This is a genomic window from Herpetosiphon sp. (assembly GCF_003512625.1).
In the GTDB taxonomy this organism is placed as follows: Bacteria; Chloroflexota; Chloroflexia; order Chloroflexales; family Herpetosiphonaceae; genus Herpetosiphon; species Herpetosiphon aurantiacus.
On sequence record NZ_DOPT01000076.1, the window covers coordinates 40276 to 59215 of the forward strand.

At 49.7% G+C, this 18940-nt stretch carries 19 protein-coding genes; 7 read left to right on the forward strand and 12 right to left on the reverse strand.

The annotated features are described in order from the left end of the window. The first annotated feature begins 338 nt into the window (after positions 1-338). Positions 339-851 (forward strand): shikimate kinase, encoded by a 513-nt coding sequence (locus tag DEF47_RS16440; protein WP_012188573.1) that lies wholly within the window; start codon positions 339-341, stop codon positions 849-851. Here the strand turns inward: DEF47_RS16440 and DEF47_RS16445 are convergent. Beyond that, positions 823-1314 carry a hypothetical protein gene (locus tag DEF47_RS16445; RefSeq protein ID WP_012188574.1) on the reverse strand — a complete coding sequence of 164 codons (492 nt, stop codon included), beginning with the start codon at positions 1312-1314 and terminating at the stop codon, positions 823-825. The two genes, DEF47_RS16440 and DEF47_RS16445, sit on opposite strands and share 29 nt — an antisense overlap. A 79-nt stretch (positions 1315-1393) precedes the next feature. On the opposite strand from DEF47_RS16445, the gene DEF47_RS16450 reads away from it, so the two are divergent. Genes DEF47_RS16450 through DEF47_RS16460 form a run of 3 tightly spaced genes read left to right on the forward strand, consistent with a single transcriptional unit; the run spans position 1394 to position 2360 of the window. Continuing rightward, positions 1394-1705 carry a hypothetical protein gene (locus DEF47_RS16450; RefSeq protein ID WP_012188575.1) on the forward strand — a complete coding sequence of 104 codons (312 nt, stop codon included), beginning with the start codon at positions 1394-1396 and terminating at the stop codon, positions 1703-1705. A 50-nt stretch (positions 1706-1755) separates the two neighbouring features. Continuing rightward, a complete protein-coding gene (locus tag DEF47_RS16455; RefSeq protein WP_012188576.1) occupies positions 1756-2052 on the forward strand; it encodes a hypothetical protein in 297 nt (98 codons plus the stop codon). Then, positions 2052-2360, forward strand: a complete 309-nt coding sequence (locus tag DEF47_RS16460; RefSeq protein ID WP_041304090.1) for a hypothetical protein — start codon at positions 2052-2054, stop codon at positions 2358-2360. Before DEF47_RS16455 ends, DEF47_RS16460 begins: the two co-directional genes overlap by 1 nt. Here the strand turns inward: DEF47_RS16460 and DEF47_RS16465 are convergent. After that, complete coding sequence (locus DEF47_RS16465) at positions 2357-3790, reverse strand: zinc-binding metallopeptidase family protein (RefSeq protein WP_012188578.1); 1434 nt, start codon at positions 3788-3790, stop codon at positions 2357-2359. The genes DEF47_RS16460 and DEF47_RS16465 overlap by 4 nt on opposite strands. Next, positions 3787-4710 carry a phosphotransferase family protein gene (locus DEF47_RS16470; RefSeq protein WP_012188579.1) on the reverse strand — a complete coding sequence of 308 codons (924 nt, stop codon included), beginning with the start codon at positions 4708-4710 and terminating at the stop codon, positions 3787-3789. The genes DEF47_RS16465 and DEF47_RS16470 overlap by 4 nt, the downstream gene beginning before the upstream one ends. 406 nt (positions 4711-5116) lie before the next feature. Here DEF47_RS16470 and DEF47_RS16475 point away from each other — a divergent pair, with 406 nt between their 5' ends. Together DEF47_RS16475 and DEF47_RS16480 are read left to right on the forward strand one after the other, a co-directional pair. Next, on the forward strand, positions 5117-6265 hold the full coding sequence (locus tag DEF47_RS16475) for a metallophosphoesterase (protein WP_012188580.1): 1149 nt from the start codon (positions 5117-5119) through the stop codon (positions 6263-6265). A gap of 27 nt (positions 6266-6292) precedes the next feature. Next, positions 6293-7558, forward strand: a complete 1266-nt coding sequence (locus DEF47_RS16480; RefSeq protein ID WP_012188581.1) for a chloride channel protein — start codon at positions 6293-6295, stop codon at positions 7556-7558. Between the two features lie 720 nt (positions 7559-8278). Here DEF47_RS16480 and DEF47_RS16485 read toward each other — a convergent pair. From DEF47_RS16485 to DEF47_RS16525, 9 genes are all read right to left on the reverse strand, one after another. Continuing rightward, entirely contained in the window at positions 8279-9412 is a 1134-nt protein-coding gene (locus DEF47_RS16485; RefSeq protein WP_012188582.1) for a glycosyltransferase family 4 protein, read from the reverse strand. After that, a complete protein-coding gene (locus DEF47_RS16490) occupies positions 9409-10185 on the reverse strand; it encodes an O-methyltransferase (protein ID WP_012188583.1) in 777 nt (258 codons plus the stop codon). The genes DEF47_RS16485 and DEF47_RS16490 overlap by 4 nt, the downstream gene beginning before the upstream one ends. Positions 10186-10379: 194 nt before the next feature. After that, positions 10380-11360 carry a D-glycero-beta-D-manno-heptose-7-phosphate kinase gene (gene rfaE1 / locus DEF47_RS16495; RefSeq protein WP_012188584.1) on the reverse strand — a complete coding sequence of 327 codons (981 nt, stop codon included), beginning with the start codon at positions 11358-11360 and terminating at the stop codon, positions 10380-10382. Next, a complete protein-coding gene (locus tag DEF47_RS16500) occupies positions 11353-12390 on the reverse strand; it encodes an ADP-heptose--LPS heptosyltransferase (protein ID WP_012188585.1) in 1038 nt (345 codons plus the stop codon). Before DEF47_RS16500 ends, rfaE1 begins: the two co-directional genes overlap by 8 nt. Before the next feature lie 2 nt (positions 12391-12392). Continuing rightward, complete coding sequence (locus tag DEF47_RS16505; RefSeq protein ID WP_012188586.1) at positions 12393-13067, reverse strand: class I SAM-dependent methyltransferase; 675 nt, start codon at positions 13065-13067, stop codon at positions 12393-12395. Then, positions 13060-14301, reverse strand: coding sequence for a glycosyltransferase (locus DEF47_RS16510; RefSeq protein ID WP_012188587.1), 1242 nt, complete (start codon positions 14299-14301; stop codon positions 13060-13062). The genes DEF47_RS16505 and DEF47_RS16510 overlap by 8 nt, the downstream gene beginning before the upstream one ends. Next, positions 14301-15584, reverse strand: a complete 1284-nt coding sequence (locus DEF47_RS16515) for an ABC transporter ATP-binding protein (RefSeq protein WP_012188588.1) — start codon at positions 15582-15584, stop codon at positions 14301-14303. Before DEF47_RS16515 ends, DEF47_RS16510 begins: the two co-directional genes overlap by 1 nt. A gap of 2 nt (positions 15585-15586) precedes the next feature. Beyond that, positions 15587-16435: an ABC transporter permease gene (locus DEF47_RS16520; protein WP_012188589.1), complete on the reverse strand. Its 849-nt coding sequence runs from the start codon at positions 16433-16435 to the stop codon at positions 15587-15589. Positions 16436-16880: 445 nt separating this feature from the next. Next, positions 16881-17612, reverse strand: coding sequence for an SIMPL domain-containing protein (locus DEF47_RS16525; protein ID WP_012188590.1), 732 nt, complete (start codon positions 17610-17612; stop codon positions 16881-16883). 220 nt (positions 17613-17832) lie between these two features. Here DEF47_RS16525 and ltaE point away from each other — a divergent pair, with 220 nt between their 5' ends. Next, on the forward strand, positions 17833-18867 hold the full coding sequence (gene ltaE / locus DEF47_RS16530) for a low-specificity L-threonine aldolase (protein ID WP_012188591.1): 1035 nt from the start codon (positions 17833-17835) through the stop codon (positions 18865-18867). Positions 18868-18940: the final 73 nt, after the last annotated feature.

Here is an 18940-nt window from a genome sequence, read left to right on the forward strand (position 1 = left end):
AAATCAAAAGGCAAAAGTAGGATTTAGGAGTCATCAGGGATTAGATAACTGTTAATGCAGAGGCGCAGAGCATCTATTGTGCTGAGCTATCGGAACATTTTGTGGTATTGCAATAATTCCGATAGCCCATAGCCTATAGCCAAATTGACCCCTGATCCCTAGCTCCTGAATCCTACAGATCTGCGACTATTGCAAAGCCAGTGAGCCGGCTTTGCGATGGTAAAACACCCTGCATTGCTCGCACCGCGCCGATCTCTCCCTGATCGCGGTGCGAGCTTTTTTGTATTTACGCTGCTTGGCGTATAATACAGCCCACGCTTGTGTTTGGAGATTTGGCAATGGCGCAGCATCGCAATGTGATTTTAATTGGCATGCCTGGATCGGGCAAAAGTACGCTGGGCATTTTATTAGCTAAAGCCTTAGTTTTTGATTTTATTGATACCGATGTGGTGATTCAAACCCGCCAGCATGGCCGCTTGATTGAGATTCTCGAACGGCTAGGCGCTGAGCAATTTTGTGCGGTCGAAAATCAATATTGCGCTGAGCTAGAGCTTGATCAATATGTGGTGGCGACTGGTGGCAGCGTGATTTATAGCCCCGATGCTATGGCCAATTTCCAGCGGCTTGGCACAATCGTCTATCTTTCAATCGCATTCGATGAACTGTTGCCACGCATCACCGATATGGATTCGCGGGGAATTGTGATGCAGCCAGGCCAAAGTTTTGCCGATTTATATGCCGAGCGCGTGCCGCTGTATCGCCAATTTGCCAATATCACCGTAGATTGCACTGGCGAAGATCATGAACACACCGTTAGCCAAATTATGGCTGCATTAAACGCCGATAATTAATCTGGCTATGCTCAACCGTAATTGTGCCATCAGCGCCAAAGAAACGCTCGCCACTGTCAGCCGGGATCGAAAGCAGATCAATCGGGGCTGAGCGTTTGATGCTGCTGGTCAATTCGCTAACCACCTGAGCTAAGGCTTCTAAATTACTATCCCATTTGGCAAACACAAAATGAGTGTGGCGATAGCGCTTGAGCAAGGTTTCCAGCTTATCCATGCCCACATGGCCAGCCTCGCCCCAAAAACTCGGCAACCCTTGGCAATCCAGTGCAATCACATCGGGCTTATAGCGCAAGCCGATTGGCGTTTCAACCCGTGCCTCAGGATAATTGGGCAAATACAACGCCCAAATTAATGCCTTCATCATCACATGTTCGCTCGATTCAACTGGGCGTTTGATCATCACCACCTGCGAACCATGGGCCTTGAATGTCCATTTGCGGCGTAGAAATAGCTCATTGCTCATGTTTGCAACTCCACATGCATCAGCACGTACAGCCTATAGTATAACGATTCTACGTTCTGAGAGTTTGAAAGGATTGATGATGGATTCGTTTTTACCATTTCTGATGTTTGTTGGTTTCTTGGGCCTAATTATCGCTTGGCATGTGTTTGAACATAAACGTTCGGTGCAATTAATTCAGCAATGGGCTGCTACCAATGGCTATCGAATTATCGCCTTGGAGCAACGATGGTTGCGGCGTGGCCCGTTCTTTTGGCGTTCTGGTAAGTATCATACCGTATTCTATGTCGATGTGATTGATCCACAAGGGATGGCACGGGCAATCTGGGTGCGTTGTGGTGGCTGGATTAGCGGCCTATTCTCCGATCAACTTGATGTGCGCTTTGATTCGTAACGAACGGTTTGGATGAACGTATTGAGAGCAAGTGTAAAGGAAGGATTGTTATGACTGTATATGTTTTAGTAACGTTGGCTGTGGTGAGTGGGGCCTTTTTGCTTGGGCGTTATCAAATTCTTAAGCGCAACGAACATATTGAAGCTTGGGCTATCGGTCAGCACTATCAAATTATCGAAATTAAGCGGCCTTGGCTCAATTTAGGGCCATTTCTCTGGCGCACTGGCGAAAACGACCAAGTGTACAAAATTGAATTACGTGATCAAACAGGCCAACAGATTGCAGGTTGGTTGCGCTATCGCGGCTATTTCTTTGGCAACTATGAAATTGATTTGGAAGTTGAATAATGCTGTATGCTATATCATCATTTATACTGGGATTGATTGCTGTCCTTGGTCTGTATCTCAGCGTTAAGCAATCGCAGGCAATTAAGCAATCAATCAAGATTTGGGCCGTAGAAAATCAGTATCAAATTACAAGCCAAAGGCGTTGCTATTTGGATTTTGGCCCGTTTGATGGCCGTGATCGCCGCCAAAATCAGGTTTTCTTGCTGGATATATTAAATGAACAAGGGGCAAAGCGCCAAGCATGGGTTTGTTGCTTTGCCCCCTACTTTGAAATTGAACAGATCGAATTTGAGGCTGTGGTGATTTAGTGCCGCTGATTGGCTCCAACCATGCGGCGGAATACACTGCCAACAAGGCTAAATGGCTGGGGTTCAGCTACGCCCAAATGGCTAGTGCTGATCTGATCGATCATCTTGATCACGCGGGCGAAGGTTTCGATTTGTTGCTGCATCAAATCAAAATCAAGTTTATCGATTACAGCGTTGCTCGGTGTGGCACATAGATAATTAGGCGCTGGAATCAGCGAAATTGTCGGAATGTTGGCTTTGTAGAATGGCTCGCCCTCGCCAAAATAAATCTCGTTAATTGGCATAATCGTGAGTACCCGCTGTTTGGTGCGCTGCAACAACGCGGTGTAATACAGTTGCTCCAACATTGGGCTGGTGGTGTAGGTTAGCTCAAGTTCAGGTTGCTGGCTTGGTTGATAATCGCTTAATGCCCGATTATCGAGCCATTCAGTACAGCCCAAATGCTCTAAGGTCACACCTGCAATTGCCCGCATTTGCTGGCCATTCCACAATTCGGGGTGCTCAGCGAGCCATGTGCTGGTAGCTTGGCCATGCTTGCCAAGTTGCGGCAATTGAAAATGGCCTGTGGCAAAAATAAAAATCAAATTCCGTTGATGCTGCTGCTGTTTGAACCAACGCACTAATGCCAGCAAGCCCAGTGCGCCATTTTCCTCAGGTGCGTTCGGCCCATCGGTATGAGTATTAATCAAAAGGCTTTCGTTGGATTGCTGACCTGGCAAAACCACATACAAGCTATCAGTTGGGCATTGCTCAGTGAGCGTTGCTTCGAGGGTGAAGCGAATCTTTTGGCCAACTGCCTGTTTGAGTTGCTGACCAACCGCAGCGTTGACCCAAAGCGCTGGGCAAGCTTGATAGCTGGTGGTGAAGGGCAAATATTGAGCATCGGCATTGGCCGCTGAGATTTTCGACCAAATGCAAATTACCCCTTTTACTCCAGCTTGTTTGGCGGCGGCTAAATTTGGGCCAGTCAAAAACGAGCCAAGGGTTGGGTTTCGCAGCAGTTTTGGCAATTTCTGGGCTTGGGCGAATTTGGTTGGGTGCAGAAATAGCATGGTTGGTAACGCCGGAACTGCCACTTCAACCAAAGCAATTTTGCCAGCAGCTTGCTGAAAATTGCCAGGGCTTTTGCCACAATCCACCAACTCGCCAATGATGCCCTCAGGCGGTGTAGAGCCTGAATATGGGTAATAAAAGCTACAGGGAATGCTCGTTTCGTTGCCAGCGCTATCGAGGAGCGCTAAACTCCAGTTTTGAGCTTGCCAACGGGTAAAATAATAGCGATCACGCTGAACCTCACAGCCCAAACTGGTTAATTCTGTCGCTAAAAATTCGATAAAGGCCTGATGAGCCTCACTGCCAGTCAGCCGTGGACCCAATTGCTCAAGATACCGATGCCAGCCGATCAGCTCTTGACTTGTGGTGATCTTCATTGATTCAACCTCACTACCACAGGATTCTCAATCAACCAGCTCAATTCTGCCACAATTTTACGCTGCCAATGCCAATCGTTGCGCAACTGTGAGACAATCAAATCGGTCAAATTCATGCGCAGCCAATAGCAGTGCAAACGTTTTTCAAAATTATCAGGAATTAAATCGTGTTGTTGGGCGAATTTGAGCCATGGCTGTAAATAGATTTCAGCTTGACCATAACAGCTTTGCTGGGCAATATCATAAACCCAATCGCCATAGCCAAAATCGGCCCAATCGAGCACGGCCACAATTGTTGGTGGCTGACACAGCACATTATCAAAGCCAAAATCACGATGAATTAAAGATCGTTCAGTGCTGATTGTGCTCAACAATTGCTCCATTAGCCGATAACCTTGCCGCAGCAACGTCCCTGTTTGATCATCACGTTTGATCCAATCATGCCAATCGAAATCAAATTTGTAATTGCCAATATCTAAAACTTCTTCAGCCCATGATTGATAGCGACCATGGCCTTGACTGTTGACCGAACCCCAGCCGGTGACTGGTCCTAGCTTAAGTTGATGCAGTTGCTGCAAACTTTTAAAGAGTGCTGGCTGAATTTGCCTGAGTTCTGCTGCTTCGAGTGAGACAATTGTTTGGCCTGCAATATGTGGGCTAATCGCGTAGGCCCAGCCATCAGCAAATTGACCATGCGCCAGAATTGCTGGAATTGGTAGTTGTTGGCCCCAATGCTGGTAGGCGTAGACATCCTTTAAAAAATCGTGGTAATGCTTGCTAATCCGCACTACATAATGCTTGGCTTGGCTGCAAAATCGATAGGCTTGGGCAAACCAACCTGCTCCGATAAACTCCACTTGGGTCAATTCAAAGCCTGAATCGGCCTCAATTGCCTGCGCTAATGCTGGATTAATCTGCATCAAACGTTCTCCAATAATTGAATAGTGCTCGACGTTGATTGTACCCCGATTGATCCACGAAGGACACGAAGCCCACGAAGGTTTTATTTTGCCACAGATTGGCACAGATTTGTTTGATTATTCTACTATGCCAAGCGCCTGATCCCCTATGTTCTTTGCTCTATGTTCTATGTTCTTTTATGCTCTGCGCCGCTGCGTTAAAATCTAGCTCCATTTTTGATTTTTGACTTCTGCCTTTTGATTTAGCCTGCATCCCTTCCCTATGTTCTATGTTCTTTGCTCTATGTTCTTCAGTGCGACTCCTAACAATCAGAGTGGACTAGCGATTGATTGTATTGATTGCTGTATGCCAACATACTTGAGTGCTAGAATGATGAAACCGATTGGATACGTGGAGAGCAGGCTTGTGGTGCGTAAGCTTGGGTTTTGGGGTTTGAACATCGGCATTTGGCTGGCTGGGATGGGCTTGCTGGGCGGCCTGTTTGGCTGGAATTTGGCGTGGCTCAAAGATTGGCAGTGGCTGGCTGAGCAAACAGGTTGGCGTTTTTGGCTGGCTCAATGGATATTTCGAGCATTGGTCTGCTTGCCCTTAGTATTTGGCTTGCTGTTATTGCTGCATCCCTTGTGGCTTGGCCGTCGTTTACTCGCTGCAACTAAAGCTAATTTAATGGTTGAACCCTCTCCCAATGCAGAAACGTTAAGTCGGCGGCGTTTTATGCTTGAAGCTGGCTTATTGGGTGGTTTGGTTGGTTATAGCAGTGTGATCGAGCCATTTAACCCAGAAATTGTTGAGCTTGAGTTACCGATTGCCAATTTGCCAAGCCGTTTCGAGGGCTTTAAAATTGTCCAATTAAGCGATTTGCATGTTTGTGCTTATACTCCCGCTGCTGATGTAGCCCGCGCTGTGGCCCTGATTAATCAACTTGATGCTGATATTGTAGCAATTACTGGTGATTTTGTTGATCAGCATGCAAAATTTGCTGATGATGCAACTGTGCCCTTGCGTCAATTACAAGCTCGCGAAGGCATTTTTTCGGTGCTCGGCAACCACGATTACTACACTGGCGATATTGATCGCATGATTTGGGCGATTAAACGGGCAGATCTTGGACTGTTGATCAATCAGCAAACGGTTATTCGGCGTGGCGCTGATCGTTTGAATTTGGTGGGCTTAGATGACCCAAAACATGATGATGGTGATGGCTGGAGCCATAGCAGCATTGATCTGACCCGCGCATTTGCTAAGCTATCGGCTGGTGATCCCTGCATCACGTTGTTGCATAACCCAATTTTTGCACCAAGTGTGGTAAAGTCGTATGGGCCACAGGTGATTCTGGCCGGGCATACCCATGGCGGCCAGATCTGGGTTCCGATCTTGACCGAAAGCGCCGTGCGTTCGCGCGATCGTTTTGTGGCTGGGCGCTATCAACTTGCCAACAGCCAGATCTATGTTAATCGTGGTTGGGGATTTACTGGGCCGCCGCTGCGGTTTGGCAAGCGCCCCGAAATTAGCGTGATTCGGTTGACTGGACAGAAGATCGGGAATAGTTTTTAAAACCAGATTGGGTAGTTTAGGAATCAGATGTTGGGAACTATTATTACGCTGATGCGCCAAGTTGGGCGCTGGACTGGATTAGCTTTGGTGATAGGCTTTGCTGCTGGTGTGGCAAGTGCCTTCTTTTTAGTCAGTTTGGCTTGGGTGACCAGCTTGCAAACCACCAATTGGTGGCTATTACTCAGTTTGCCGTTGCTTGGTGGCTTGGTGGCTTGGCTCTATCAGCGTTTTGGCACAAGCGTGGCGGCTGGCAATAATCTGATCATTGAACAACTGCATAACCCTGATTCGGCGGGAATTCCCTTGCGCATGGCTCCGTTGGTGTTGCTCGGAACCTTGTTGACCCATCTTGGTGGTGGCTCGGCTGGGCGCGAAGGGACGGCAGTGCAAATGGGCGCGAGTTTGGCAGCGCGAATCGGGCGTTGGTGGCGCTTGCCCCAAGCTGAATGGCGTTTGGTAGTAATGATGGGCATCAGCGCGGGGTTCAGCAGCGTCTTTGGTACGCCGATAGCCGGCACAATTTTCGCCATGGAAGTGCTAGCATTTGGGGTTTTGCGCTATGAAGCGTTGTTGCCATGTTTGGTGGCAGCCTTAGTTGGCGATGGAGTGGTGCGTTGGCTGAATGTTGCCCATAGCCATTATCATGTAGGCAGTGTACCCGATTTGAGCATGATCTGGGCGATTTTAGTTGGAGCAGGAATTTGCTTTGGCTTAGCCAGCAGTGCGTTTGCGATCTGGACTGAATTGGTGCAAACCTGGTCACGGCGTTGGCTGCCCAACCCAATTTTGCGGGCAGTGGCTGGTGGCGGGCTGATTGTAAGCATCAGTTTTTTGTTGAATACGCGTGATTACAATGGGCTAAGCTTGCCGTTGCTGGCGCAGGCTTTTGAGCCACGAGGCGTTGTATTTTGGGCTTTTGCACTCAAATTATTGTTAACTGGCTTGACCTTGGGCGTGGGCTTTAAAGGTGGCGAAGTAACGCCATTGTTTGTGATTGGCGCGACGCTTGGCTCAGCTTTAGCGCAATTATTTGGTGTGCCAACTGATCTGTTGGCGGCATTGGGCTTTATTGCAGTGTTTGCTGGGGCTGCTAATACCCCGATTGCCTGTGTCTTGATGGGAGTTGAATTATTTGGCTCGGCCTTGCTTGGGCCTTTGATGCTCACAACCTGCATTGCCTACGCCATTTCGGGCCATCGCGGAATCTACGCGGCGCAACGGGTTGGCTGGGCCAAACGCCAGCATTTGGCACATCAAACTAGCAAACGGCTTGATCAACTGCATATTGATTAAAAAATGAGGCCCGAACTCTAGCCTAGTGTCGGGCCTCGGCAGTGCTATTGATTTGCACACATCAATACGTTTAAACTACCACGTCAGTCCTAAGAGCGCTGGGTTTTTCCATTAAACTACGGCCCCAAAGTTTGGCGGAGCTGGCTAGATTCGAACTAGCATCCAGCGGTATATGCATGATAGTGCTTGACTTGATGTTCAACAGCGAATACTGAATCTAGAGCGATAATCTGAATTTGAGTGGCTGTGTTAGCGCCTCTGCCAATTGGGCTACCCAGCCTAAGTTGGTGGCTGGGGGAGGATTCGAACCTCCACTTTCTAACACGACGTTTGCCGATTCAGCTTGAGCTTTAGTCTCAGCTTGCGCTCTTGCGCAGTGCTATTGTAGGCTAGGTTGCAGCTTTGGGCAATCGTGCTTTAGGCTGATTCACGAGTGGCTAGGAGGCAGAGATCAGATAGGGCAATCATAAAGGTTGATTTTTAGCCACAGATTGGCACAGATGTATTTGATTATGTTTCTGATCCACGAAGGACACGAAGGACACGAAGGGGAGTTGGCTATAAGCTATGGGCAATCGGAGATTCGTTGGGAATACCAATAGCCTAGAGCCATTATTGCTCTGCGCCTCTGCGTTAAGTTTCCATCACTCAATAACTAAGCACTCATATCTTTATGTTCTATGCTCTCTTTCCTGACCCCTGACCCCTAGCCCCTGATCCCTATGCTCGATACAAATCAAACGTGCGTTGCAACATCGTTTGCAACTCAAATTGTTGTTGAATGCGTTGGCGGGCGGCTTGGCGACAGGCTTGGTTTAATGATTGATCGCTGAGCATGCGCCCGATTGCCTGCGCCAGCGCAGCACTTTGGCCTGGCTCAACCAATAGACCTTGGATTCCATCGCTGATTGCTTCGCGTGTACCATCGGTGCTGCTGGCAACAATTGCTTGCCCACTGGCCATGGCTTCGAGCAAGGCAAACGATAAGCCTTCGTACAGCGATGGCAAGACAAAAACATCAAGTGCGGCCAAAGCCGCAGGCATATTAGTTTGCTGGCCGACAAAATGCACTTGATTTGGCTTGGGTAGTTGTTGGGCAGCTTGACGTAATTCGTCAGCTAAATCGCCCTCGCCGATTAATGCGACATGCAAATTCGGCTGCGCTTGCCACAACGTTGGTAAGGCCTCGAATAAAATTTGGTGGCCTTTTTGGCGGCTCAAACGCCCAACCACGCCTAAAAGTGGCACATCGGCGGGAATTTGCCACGCTGCACGAGTTGCAGGATCGCGCGGTTGCGGCTGCCAGCGTTGGCTATCAACCGCATTATAAATGGTATGCAAACGCCGCTTGGGAAAGCCAAATTGCTCTAATAACAATTGAGCATTGCCTTGCGAAACCGCGATGCCAGCGTGTAAGGTGGCGTATTGCCAACGCCGATTGAGCAGCCGCAGATGATGGGAAAGCCAATTGAAGCGGGGAATTGGCGTGACCAACTGGAAGGTGATAACTCGGCGTGGCACTCGCGCCAAGGCCGCCCCAAGCACCAATTCTGCGGCGCGGCGCGGTGAAGGCACAACGAAATGCACAATATCAGGCTGTAATTGGCGAAAAAGTCGTGCCGCTTGATTGACTGCCTTCAGCGATAACCCATGCTCGTGCACCACATCCAAGGTTGCAATGCTCGCTCCATGGGCTTTGGCTCGATCGATCAAGGGTTGGGTGGCTGGGCGCGGCGGCAGCAACAAGCCAAGTTCAAATTGCTGTTGGTCGGCATTGAGCAACAGGGTTTCTAAATAGCCCTCGGCTCCCCCAAGGGCTGTGCTATCGGTGACGAACCAGAGTCGCCGTTTCATGCAGGCACTCGATAGATCGCTAAACGAGTTTGTTTGATGCGGTAAATCGGCAAGCGCTCAGCCAATTCGTTGACACAGCGGGTGACCCCAACACACTCAGGATGCGCATCGACCCAAGTATAATCATCCCAAACAACTACTCCACCAGGCCGCACCAATTTCAGCGCCACTTCGGTATCAGCCTTAACGAAGGGATACGAATGATCAGCATCAACCAAGACTAAATCCATTTGGCCATAATATGGGCTAAAATCGAATGGCTCTAAACCAAGCCAAAGCTGGGTGATTTTGCTGGCCTCAGGGGTATTGTGAAAGTGTTGGCCTGGCGTGAAGCTTAATTCAAACTGATAGCCATTGCGCCGCAAATACTCGTTGCGGGTCTTGACATCGAGGTCAAGCGTGTAGATTTTGGTTTCCGGGCTGCTATGCTGAGCCATCATGCGCGTGGTTGCGCCCATGTAGGTGCCAAATTCAAAAATAGTTTTGGGTTGGCTAATTTGGGTCACACCCGCCAATGATAGCAATTCAGCCAAAGGCATTTCCATGGTGTCGTCGCGCACAATCGCCGCAACTGGCACTTCGATGCTGGCCTGACGACCTTCGGGAAATAGCTCAGGTAGCGAGCGTTGGGTTAATGTATATTCGGCGTAGCGGCCATATTGCTCGAATAGGCGTTGGCGCACAGTTTTTTGATTATTGGCAACGCGCCAAGCGATATAACGTTGCAACACTGGCTTGGGGATAAATGGCCGGACTCGGCTTTTCCACGACATAGCGGTTCCTTTGATAATTAATACATGTAATGGTTAATTGGTTGGCAATGACGTGCATACCCTCACCCCCTAGCCCCCTCTCCCGCACGCGAGGCGAGGGGGAATCACTCTGGAAATACACCCCTCGCCCGCCACAGTGGGCGAGGGGTTGGGGGTGAGGGTACGGCGAAACTGGTTGCGAACCTCATAATCCATTACAAATAAAGGCTGGTAACTGCTTGCGATAATTCGGCCAGATCGACGGTAGCCGTGCCAACTTTGCCCACCACAATTCCGGCTGCTAGATTGGCCAATTGCATGGCATGCTCCAAACTGCTACCGCTAGCTAGCGCCAAGGCCAAAATTGCTACAACCGTATCACCTGCTCCAGTCACATCGTAGACGTTGCGGGCATGGGTTGGCAAAAAGACAGGGGCATGGTCGTTGCGATAGAGCGCCATGCCATCAGCGCTGCGGGTAATAATCAGCGCTGCACCTTGCAGCAAATCCAACAATTGATCAGCAGCATGGTGCAGTTGTTCAAGCGTTTGGAGGCTTAGCCCAGTCACAACTTGGGTTTCTTGCAGATTAGGCGTAATTACGCTGGCTTGGGCATAACGCTGATAATTGATGCCCTTGGGATCAACCACCACCGGAATGTTGTAATACCGTGCCTGTTGAATCACATGCTGGCAAATTCGCTCAGTCAGCACCCCCTTGGCATAATCCGAGAGAATACAAACTTGGCAATTAGCAATCTGTTGATCAACCCAAGCGCACAGTGCTGCTTCGCTCGCTTCATCAAGCGCCGTGCTGACCTCGCTATCATAGCGCAACATCTGTTGGTTATGGGCGATGATGCGGGTTTTGAGCGTGGTTGGGCGTTGAGCACTGATCAAGCCTGTGCTATCAGCAACGCCCGCCTGTTGGAGGGCAATTTTGAGCTGTTGGCCTGCCAAATCGTCGCCGATCACCCCGCCAAGCAGCACCTCGGCATTCAGTGCGGCAATACTGGCGGCAACGTTGCTAGCTCCGCCTGGCCGATAGCTGCGCGAACGCACATTGACGATTGGCACTGGCGCTTCAGGCGAAATGCGGGTCACATCGCCCCAAATATATTCATCGAGCATAACATCGCCAACAATTAAGACCCGTTGTTGGCTTAATTTGGCTAGCGTGGCAGTTAATTCATGCACAATGAATCTCCAATTCGATCAATTCATGGGCTGGGCGGGGCTTGATATAATCGATTTTCAATGGCTGGCCAACTAAGCCTAATTGTTCTTCGACCGCCGCCAAGACCATTTCTGGCGTAATTTCCTGCATACATTGGCGCTCGATTGGGCAATTCTCCCAGAGCCAGCAGGGCGCACAACTTAATGGCGTGTACAAATTGCTGTTGCAGCTATAGCCCGATTGAAACGGCGCTTCACGACCACCAAAAATAATCACCGAGCGGCAATCCACCGCCCGTGCTAAGTGCATCTGAAAGCCGACAAAGCCAATAAAGAGCTGCGCCGCTTGCAAAATTGCCGCCGATTCGCGGATGCTGGCTTTGCCCCGCAGATCGATCACATGCTCAAGTTTGGGGTCGCTGGGCATGCCAAGTTGCACAATCGTAAAGTGTTTGGCTAATTGATTGACTACAACTTGCATGCGTTCGGGATACCACTCTTTGGTGGCAATTGGGTAGCGTGCTGCCAAAATTGAGCTTTGGACTGCAATATAGGGCTTGGAAATAATGTGTTGAGTACGTTCAGTCTCAGTTAAGTGCAGATAAGGCCGCACACCCACAGGATAATCGATTCCCAAAACCGAAGCCATATTGGTAATCAGATGTTGCTGTGGTGGTAAATCGCGGGCTTGTTCTTTAATATGGGTCGTATAATTAAGCCGTTTGAATGGCAATCCATGCTGTTCAATGATTTTAAAATAATAGGGCATCACCGGAATTATTCCAGCAATATCGGGGTTATGCGCGAATAATTCAGGATTATTGGTTTGCATCCAAAGATCGGCTTCGTCATGTTCGCGCAAGGCTCGAAAAATCGCTGTGCATAACAATTGATCGCCAAGGCCACCGCCAAAGCCTAATACTCGTCGGATCGTGGGTTTGCGTAGGTGTAAGTTTAAATGCCACCAGCGCGGCAAAAATTTGCTTTGCCAATCGTAGCGCAAGCGGCGCTGAACTCGCGCTAAAAATGAGATTTGGTTTGGGTCTGCCACAACTAGGCCTCAATTTTCTCGCACACCAGTTCCCACGAATAAATATCAACATCGGGGTTTTCATGAATAAATTTGGTTTGGCCTAATTCGCGCAGCAAGCCTTTGACAAACTCTAGCGAAAAATGGGCATGCTTGTGATGAGGATTATAGGGCTGGCCAGTTTTTTGGCAATGGACGCGAAAGCGTTGTTCATCGGGGCAGAAAATCACCAAACGACCACCAACTTTTAATACGCGTAGCCATTCTTTTAGCGCCGCTTTGGTATCGTCGAAATCTTCGAGCAAATGCGATGAATAAATATAATCGATCACATTATCGGCAAACCAATATAAATGATCGGCATCGCCGCCCAATTGCACTGGATATTGACCAACCGCAGTATAAGGTTGCGGTAAATCGACCCGCACCGCCCGAGGGTTGATTGGGTCGCCACCAAAGCCTAAATCTAAGCCATAACCGACACAAAATGGGTCAAGCCGAGCGCGGCATTTGGATGTTTCGCTGGCCCAAGCCCATTTACTGGTGCGTTTAGCCTGAATTTTGGGCAAAATGGTGCGCATCGCCGAACGAGCAGCATTTTCGATCCCTAAGGCACGGCTGACAGTTTTTAATGCTGGCAAAGCCCGCAGATAATTTTTCCAAACAATTTGGCGTGTGCGAGCAATATATTTAGTCATGGTGCGAATCCTTGTTACAGGCAGCATAGAGCGCTGCTTCAACCCGATCGATCATGGTGCTCATGCGAAACTCGCGATCGACAATCTGGGTGGCTTGGTTGTGGAGTTTTTGGGCTAAGGCTGGTTGGGTAAAGAGCGTTGCAATATGGTCGGCGCAGCTTGCAGCATCGTCGCGGGCAAACACCATGCCAGTTTGTTCATGCTTGATAATTTCGGTTGTGCCGCCAGTATCCGAGGCCACTACCACCAACCCCATTGCCAGCGCCTCAACGACAGTAATGCTAAATGGCTCATCCCAACGTGATGGGAAGATCAAAATATCGTGGCTGGCGTAGATGTCGGGTAGTGCTTGGCGCGGCAATTTGCCCCGCCAAGCAACGCTTTGGCTGATACCAAGGGTTTCGGCGTAGCGCTGCATCTCGCTGGTATATTCAGCGGAAAGCCCAGCCCCAACAATCGAGAGCGTCGCTTGTTCAAAGCCATGCTTTTGTTGCACCAAGGCAAAGGCCTCAAGTAAGGTTTCCATGCCTTTGTGGCCGGAAATTTGACCAACAAACAATAAGCGCTGGCCCATGCTAGCTGATCGTTCACGGCGCACAAACAAATCGTAATCAACACCCCAGCGAATCACTTGAGCATTGGGCATGGAGCCGATGGGTTGGGTTTGCTTGAGCAAAAAGTCGCTAGCAAAAATTGCATTGGCATAGCTCAATGGCAAATGATTGCGAAAACCAGTTTTGCGCCCAAGCTTTCGGCCAAGCAGTTTGCGCCCAAGCCAACGCACAGGATGGCGCGGCATATAGTGCCATGGATCGAAAATTCCAATCCGAATTGGCCAATGATCGGAGATGAAAAAGACTGTGCGATAGCCGCGTGCTTGGAGCATACGCACTGCCGACATCGAGGCTTGGTAGAAACTCCAAACAAACACAATATCGGGTTTTAGCGCTTCGGCAAGTGCTAAAATGCGTGGCTGATTGTGGAGTTCACGTTCGTATAAACGGCGTTGGTGGGCTAAAGTAGTTTGAGCCACGGGGTGAATATCGATCGTCAGCGAACGCTCGATAAAGCCTTCGCGCACTTCGCGATCCACGCCGTAGGTGCTGGTTAGCACCGTTACATCGTGGCCTTTGGCGCGTAAACCAGCAACCACATCGCCACAACCAACCTCGTAGCCACCGATATAGTGCGGTGGAAATAAGCTGGTCAACACCAGAATCTTTAATGGTTGCATTAATCGCGATCCTCTTGGGCCGTCTCAGGCCATTGCCACTGCCCGCCAAGCCGTACATTACCGGCATAATCCAAGCGGCTCATTGAAGCTGGGGTAGTCGGGCCAGGCAAAATTTCAACCTGAGCACATCCAGGCAGGTAATCCAACGCACTACCATCACCTGAACGCACCCCAACATCAAGCAAATAGATGCCAGGTTGCAAGTTGAGCGTATCGAGGGTACTGGTGAGTTGGCCGTGCTGGCCGCGCTTAATAAGGTAGCGTGGTGCATTCAAATCGCTATCGACCGTCATTAGGCGCGTGCCTTCGAGTGAGGAAAACCCATAGCCAAACGACACGCCATAGACATCGGCATAGGCTTCGTAGTTGAAGCTGACGTTGAGCACCTCGCCATGCAAAATTGGCTCGCCGTGGTTAAAGGTCAGGTCATTAATCTTAAAGCGCTTACCATAATCATAATGGCGAGTTGCCTCGCGCAGATCGACGCGAGAGCTGCTTGAAGTGACGGTTTGCATCAAATATTCGTTGACAATTGCTGCCGAAGGGCCATCTTTGAGCACAGTGCCTTGGTTGAGCCAAACCACTCGTTGACATAAGCTGCGAATTGCCGCCATATTGTGGCTTACAAAGAGCACAGTCCGGCCATTCTGGGCAACTTCGCCCATTTTGCCCAAGCATTTCTTTTGAAATTGAGCATCGCCAACCGCCAGAACCTCATCGACAATCAGAATTTCTGGCTCAAGGTGGGCGGCCACCGCAAAGGCTAAGCGCAAATACATGCCGCTGGAATAATGTTTAACCATGGTGTCGATAAATTGCTCGACCTCAGCAAAGGCCACAATTTCATCGAACTTACGGTTAATTTCGGCGCGGCTCATGCCCAAAATCGCTCCGTTGAGATACATATTTTCGCGACCTGTGAGGTCGGGATGAAAACCCGTGCCAACTTCAAGCAGCGTGCCAACCCGCCCACGAATCAAGGCTGAGCCAGTGGTTGGCTCGGTAATCCGCGAAAGCACTTTCAATAAGGTACTTTTGCCCGCGCCGTTGTGGCCGATAATCCCAACGACTTCGCCCTGCTTAACATCGAATGAAACATCGCGCAGCGCCCAAAATTCCTTGGTCGCAGCTTGGCTGCCTTGACCACGCATGGCTGAACGCAAGCGGCGGGCTGGCGCTAACATCATATCCGACACTGTTTCGCGAAAGGTTTTTTGAAATGCATTCGCCCCAATGCGAAATTGCTTACTTAAATGCTCAACCTGAATCGCAATCTCGCTCATTGTTACACCATATCTGCAAATTGTTTTTCAATTCGGCGGAAGTATAAAGCTCCGGTAAACAGCAGGAATAAGGCAATGCCCACCGATGGCAGCATACTTGACCAACTAATTTGGCCTGTACCAAGCATCGACCAACGAAAGCCATCAATCACCCCAACCATGGGGTTCAAGCCATACAACCAGCGCCATTCTTGAGGAATCAAGCTGCTGGAGTAGGCTACCGGGCTGCCATATTGCCAAAGCTGGGCCATAAACGGAATGACATAACGAATATCGCGAAACTGCACATTTAATGCTGCTAGCCATAAACTCACGCCTAAACCAGTAATTAGCACCAGCATAATGAATAATGGCAACGCCAACATACGGATGCTTGGCGTGATGCCAAACCACAGCAGCATGCCAAACATCACTACAAAGGCAATCGCAAAATCGACTAAGCCGCCAAGCACAGTTGAAATTGGCACAGTTAATCGTGGAAAATAGACTTTTTTGATTAAGTTGGCGTTACCAACCAAGCTATTTGAGCCTTGGCTGAGTGCGTTGGCAAACAACGCCCATGGTACAAGCGCCGTAATCGAAAAAGCTTCGTAGGCAATGCCATCGGAAGGCAATTTGGCCAACCTGCCAAAAATCAGCGTAAAGACAATCATCGAAAAAACTGGTTGGATGATGGCCCAAGCTGCGCCAAGCACGGTCTGTTTGTAGCGAACTTTAACATCGCGCCAAATCAGAAAAAACAGTAATTCACGGTAGGCCCAGAGTTCGCGTAATTGCAGCGAAACCCAGCCTTTGGATGGTTCTATCCGCGTGATGGGGGTTGTTTGTAACGTCGTGGAGGCTCTTTGCACTGTTTTCTCACCACACAATGTTTGTTAACAGACCAAGCCATTATAGCATATTGGGTTTTGATTTACGAAGTGCACGAAGAGGATACGGCTCTAGGCTCTAGGTGTCATGGTTTATCGTATTAACAACCGCCAGCGTTCCCTCACCCCCTGACCCCCTCTCCCGCATGCGAGGCGAGGGGGAACCGCACCACCATGATTATTCGATCGCCCCTCGCCCGCCGCCGTGGGAGAGGGGTTGGGGTGAGGGGTTTTAAAACCTACCCTTGTAAGCTGACCCCCTCTCCCGCATGCGAGGCGAGGGGGAAAATGCAGGGTTAGAATGCCCCTCGCCCGCCGCCGTGGGAAAGAGGCTGGGGGTCAGGGTATAGTAAAAACGGGCTTGCCCAAGCAACATACTTGAGCAAGCCCACAATTTCAAGGATTTAGCGCTGAAATCGAACTAAGGTTATTTGAGTTCAAAGATAACTTGAACTTCGATGACTTGGCTTTGTTGGCCAGGTTGGATTGGTGCGCCAGCGCCGGCGGCCATATCGCGTGATTCGTAGGCCACTGGGTAAGTTACAGGAGTTGACGTTTCGCTGATAACCAACACTTCGCCAACTTGAGCGTTGCTAACGGCGGCGTATTGTTCGGCCCGCAATTGAGCATCTTTGATGGCAGCTTGGCGAGCGGCTTCCAATGATTTAGCTGGGTCGGCAACATCAAAGCTCAGGCCTGAAATGTTGTTTGCGCCAACTTCAACCACTTTATCCAATAAACCACCAGCATCGCTAACCGAAACTTTGACGCGCACGCTGTTGTTGACATCGTAGCCCTTCAAAACTGGGGTGTTGCCCGAGTAATCGTAGCTTGGCGAGATGTTAAGGTTGGTGGTTTGAATATCAGCATCGGCAATGCCAGCGGCTTTCAATTGCTCGATCAAGGCATTCATTTTGGTGTTATTTTCGCTCAAAGCGCTTTTGGCATCTGCTGCGTTGGTATTGACCCCAATCGTCACATAGGCAATATCGGGTGTTACTTTGACTTCGCCGCGACCAGTAACTGAAATTCGTTTGCGGCTCTCGGTATCGGTTTGGGCGGCACTACCACGAGGTAAAATCACCAACGAGGTAATTCCAAACCCAACAATCAACAACAGTGCCAACGACCAACCAATAATTGAGTTACGAGCGTTCATTATCCATTCCTCATACTAATAAGCAATTAAGTGAACTCTACAAGCAGTGCTCAGCTCCATCCGGCTTGGGTGATGCGCTGCTTATTTGGTTTCTATATACTCAACGCCACAGGCTTGCAATTTGTTCCCGAAAGCTTTTGATATAATTGTTTGGTGCTTCAGTAGCCACTTGTCAGCAACTTTAGGTGGAAAATTGGCTAAAATTTTGAAGGAGTTAACCATGATCGATTTGCGCAGCGATACCGTTACGAAGCCAAGTTTGGCCATGCGTGAGGCCATGCATCATGCCGAGGTTGGTGACGATGTGTTTGGTGATGATCCAACGGTCAATCAATTACAGCGCTATGCCGCCGATCTGGTTGGCAAAGAGGCGGCGATTTTTGTGCCAAGCGGCACGATGGGCAATTTGGCGGCAATTTTGGCCCATGCTGGGCGTGGTCAAGAACTGTTGCTCGGTGATGAATCGCATATTTATCATTATGAGGCGGGTGGCGCTTCAGCCTTGGGTGGCTTGGTGTTTCATCCCATCCCAACCAATGCCCAAGGCGAGCTGGATTTAGCGGCTTTGAATGCGGCAGTACGCCCAGCCTACGATGCCCATGCGGCTCAGGCAGGCCTGGTGTGTCTAGAAAATAGTCACAATCGCTGTGGTGGCACAGTGCTTTCGTTAGAATATTTGGCGCAAGTACAGCAATGGGCCAGCAGCCAAAACTTGCCAGTGCATATGGATGGCGCTCGGGTGTTCAATGCAGCGGTGGCGCTCGGCGTGCCAGCTAGCACCATCACCAAGCATGTCGATAGCGTGCAATTTTGCTTATCCAAAGGCTTGGGTGCACCAATTGGCTCGATTGTGGCTGGCTCAGGCGAGTTTATCAAAAAGGTGCATCGCTGGCGCAAAATGCTTGGCGGCGGCATGCGCCAAGTTGGCGTAGTCGCAGCGGCGGGCATGATTGCGCTCAACGAAGGCCGCGAACGCTTGATCGATGACCATGTAAATGCCAAAATGCTGGCCGAAGCACTCAGTCAATTGCCTCAAATTGAGCTTGATTTGGCTTCGGTGCAAACCAATATTATCGTTTTTGGCTTGCGTGATAGCACGTTTAGCCCTGAACAATTGGTTGAACGTTTACGCCAAGCAGGGGTTTTGATCGTGCCATTCAAAGGCCGTTTACGGGCTGTAACCCATGTTGATGTTAATCGTGAGCAATGCACCGAGGCCTCCAGCATCATCGCCGAGGTGCTGCAAAGCGCTTAATCCCGTTACAAATTTTGCACTTTCGCGCCCTGCGGCTCGTGTATCCTATAGACATCAATAATCGCATCTAGAC

Coding starts and splice junctions, on each gene's coding strand:
- DEF47_RS16440 (WP_012188573.1), top strand. CDS start 339: ATGGCGCAGCATCGCAATGTGATTTTAATTGGCATGCCTGGATCGGGC.
- DEF47_RS16445 (WP_012188574.1), bottom strand. CDS start 1,314: ATGAGCAATGAGCTATTTCTACGCCGCAAATGGACATTCAAGGCCCAT.
- DEF47_RS16450 (WP_012188575.1), top strand. CDS start 1,394: ATGGATTCGTTTTTACCATTTCTGATGTTTGTTGGTTTCTTGGGCCTA.
- DEF47_RS16455 (WP_012188576.1), top strand. CDS start 1,756: ATGACTGTATATGTTTTAGTAACGTTGGCTGTGGTGAGTGGGGCCTTT.
- DEF47_RS16460 (WP_041304090.1), top strand. CDS start 2,052: ATGCTGTATGCTATATCATCATTTATACTGGGATTGATTGCTGTCCTT.
- DEF47_RS16465 (WP_012188578.1), bottom strand. CDS start 3,790: ATGAAGATCACCACAAGTCAAGAGCTGATCGGCTGGCATCGGTATCTT.
- DEF47_RS16470 (WP_012188579.1), bottom strand. CDS start 4,710: ATGCAGATTAATCCAGCATTAGCGCAGGCAATTGAGGCCGATTCAGGC.
- DEF47_RS16480 (WP_012188581.1), top strand. CDS start 6,293: ATGTTGGGAACTATTATTACGCTGATGCGCCAAGTTGGGCGCTGGACT.
- DEF47_RS16485 (WP_012188582.1), bottom strand. CDS start 9,412: ATGAAACGGCGACTCTGGTTCGTCACCGATAGCACAGCCCTTGGGGGA.
- DEF47_RS16490 (WP_012188583.1), bottom strand. CDS start 10,185: ATGTCGTGGAAAAGCCGAGTCCGGCCATTTATCCCCAAGCCAGTGTTG.
- DEF47_RS16505 (WP_012188586.1), bottom strand. CDS start 13,067: ATGACTAAATATATTGCTCGCACACGCCAAATTGTTTGGAAAAATTAT.
- DEF47_RS16510 (WP_012188587.1), bottom strand. CDS start 14,301: ATGCAACCATTAAAGATTCTGGTGTTGACCAGCTTATTTCCACCGCAC.
- DEF47_RS16515 (WP_012188588.1), bottom strand. CDS start 15,584: ATGAGCGAGATTGCGATTCAGGTTGAGCATTTAAGTAAGCAATTTCGC.
- DEF47_RS16525 (WP_012188590.1), bottom strand. CDS start 17,612: ATGAACGCTCGTAACTCAATTATTGGTTGGTCGTTGGCACTGTTGTTG.
- ltaE (WP_012188591.1), top strand. CDS start 17,833: ATGATCGATTTGCGCAGCGATACCGTTACGAAGCCAAGTTTGGCCATG.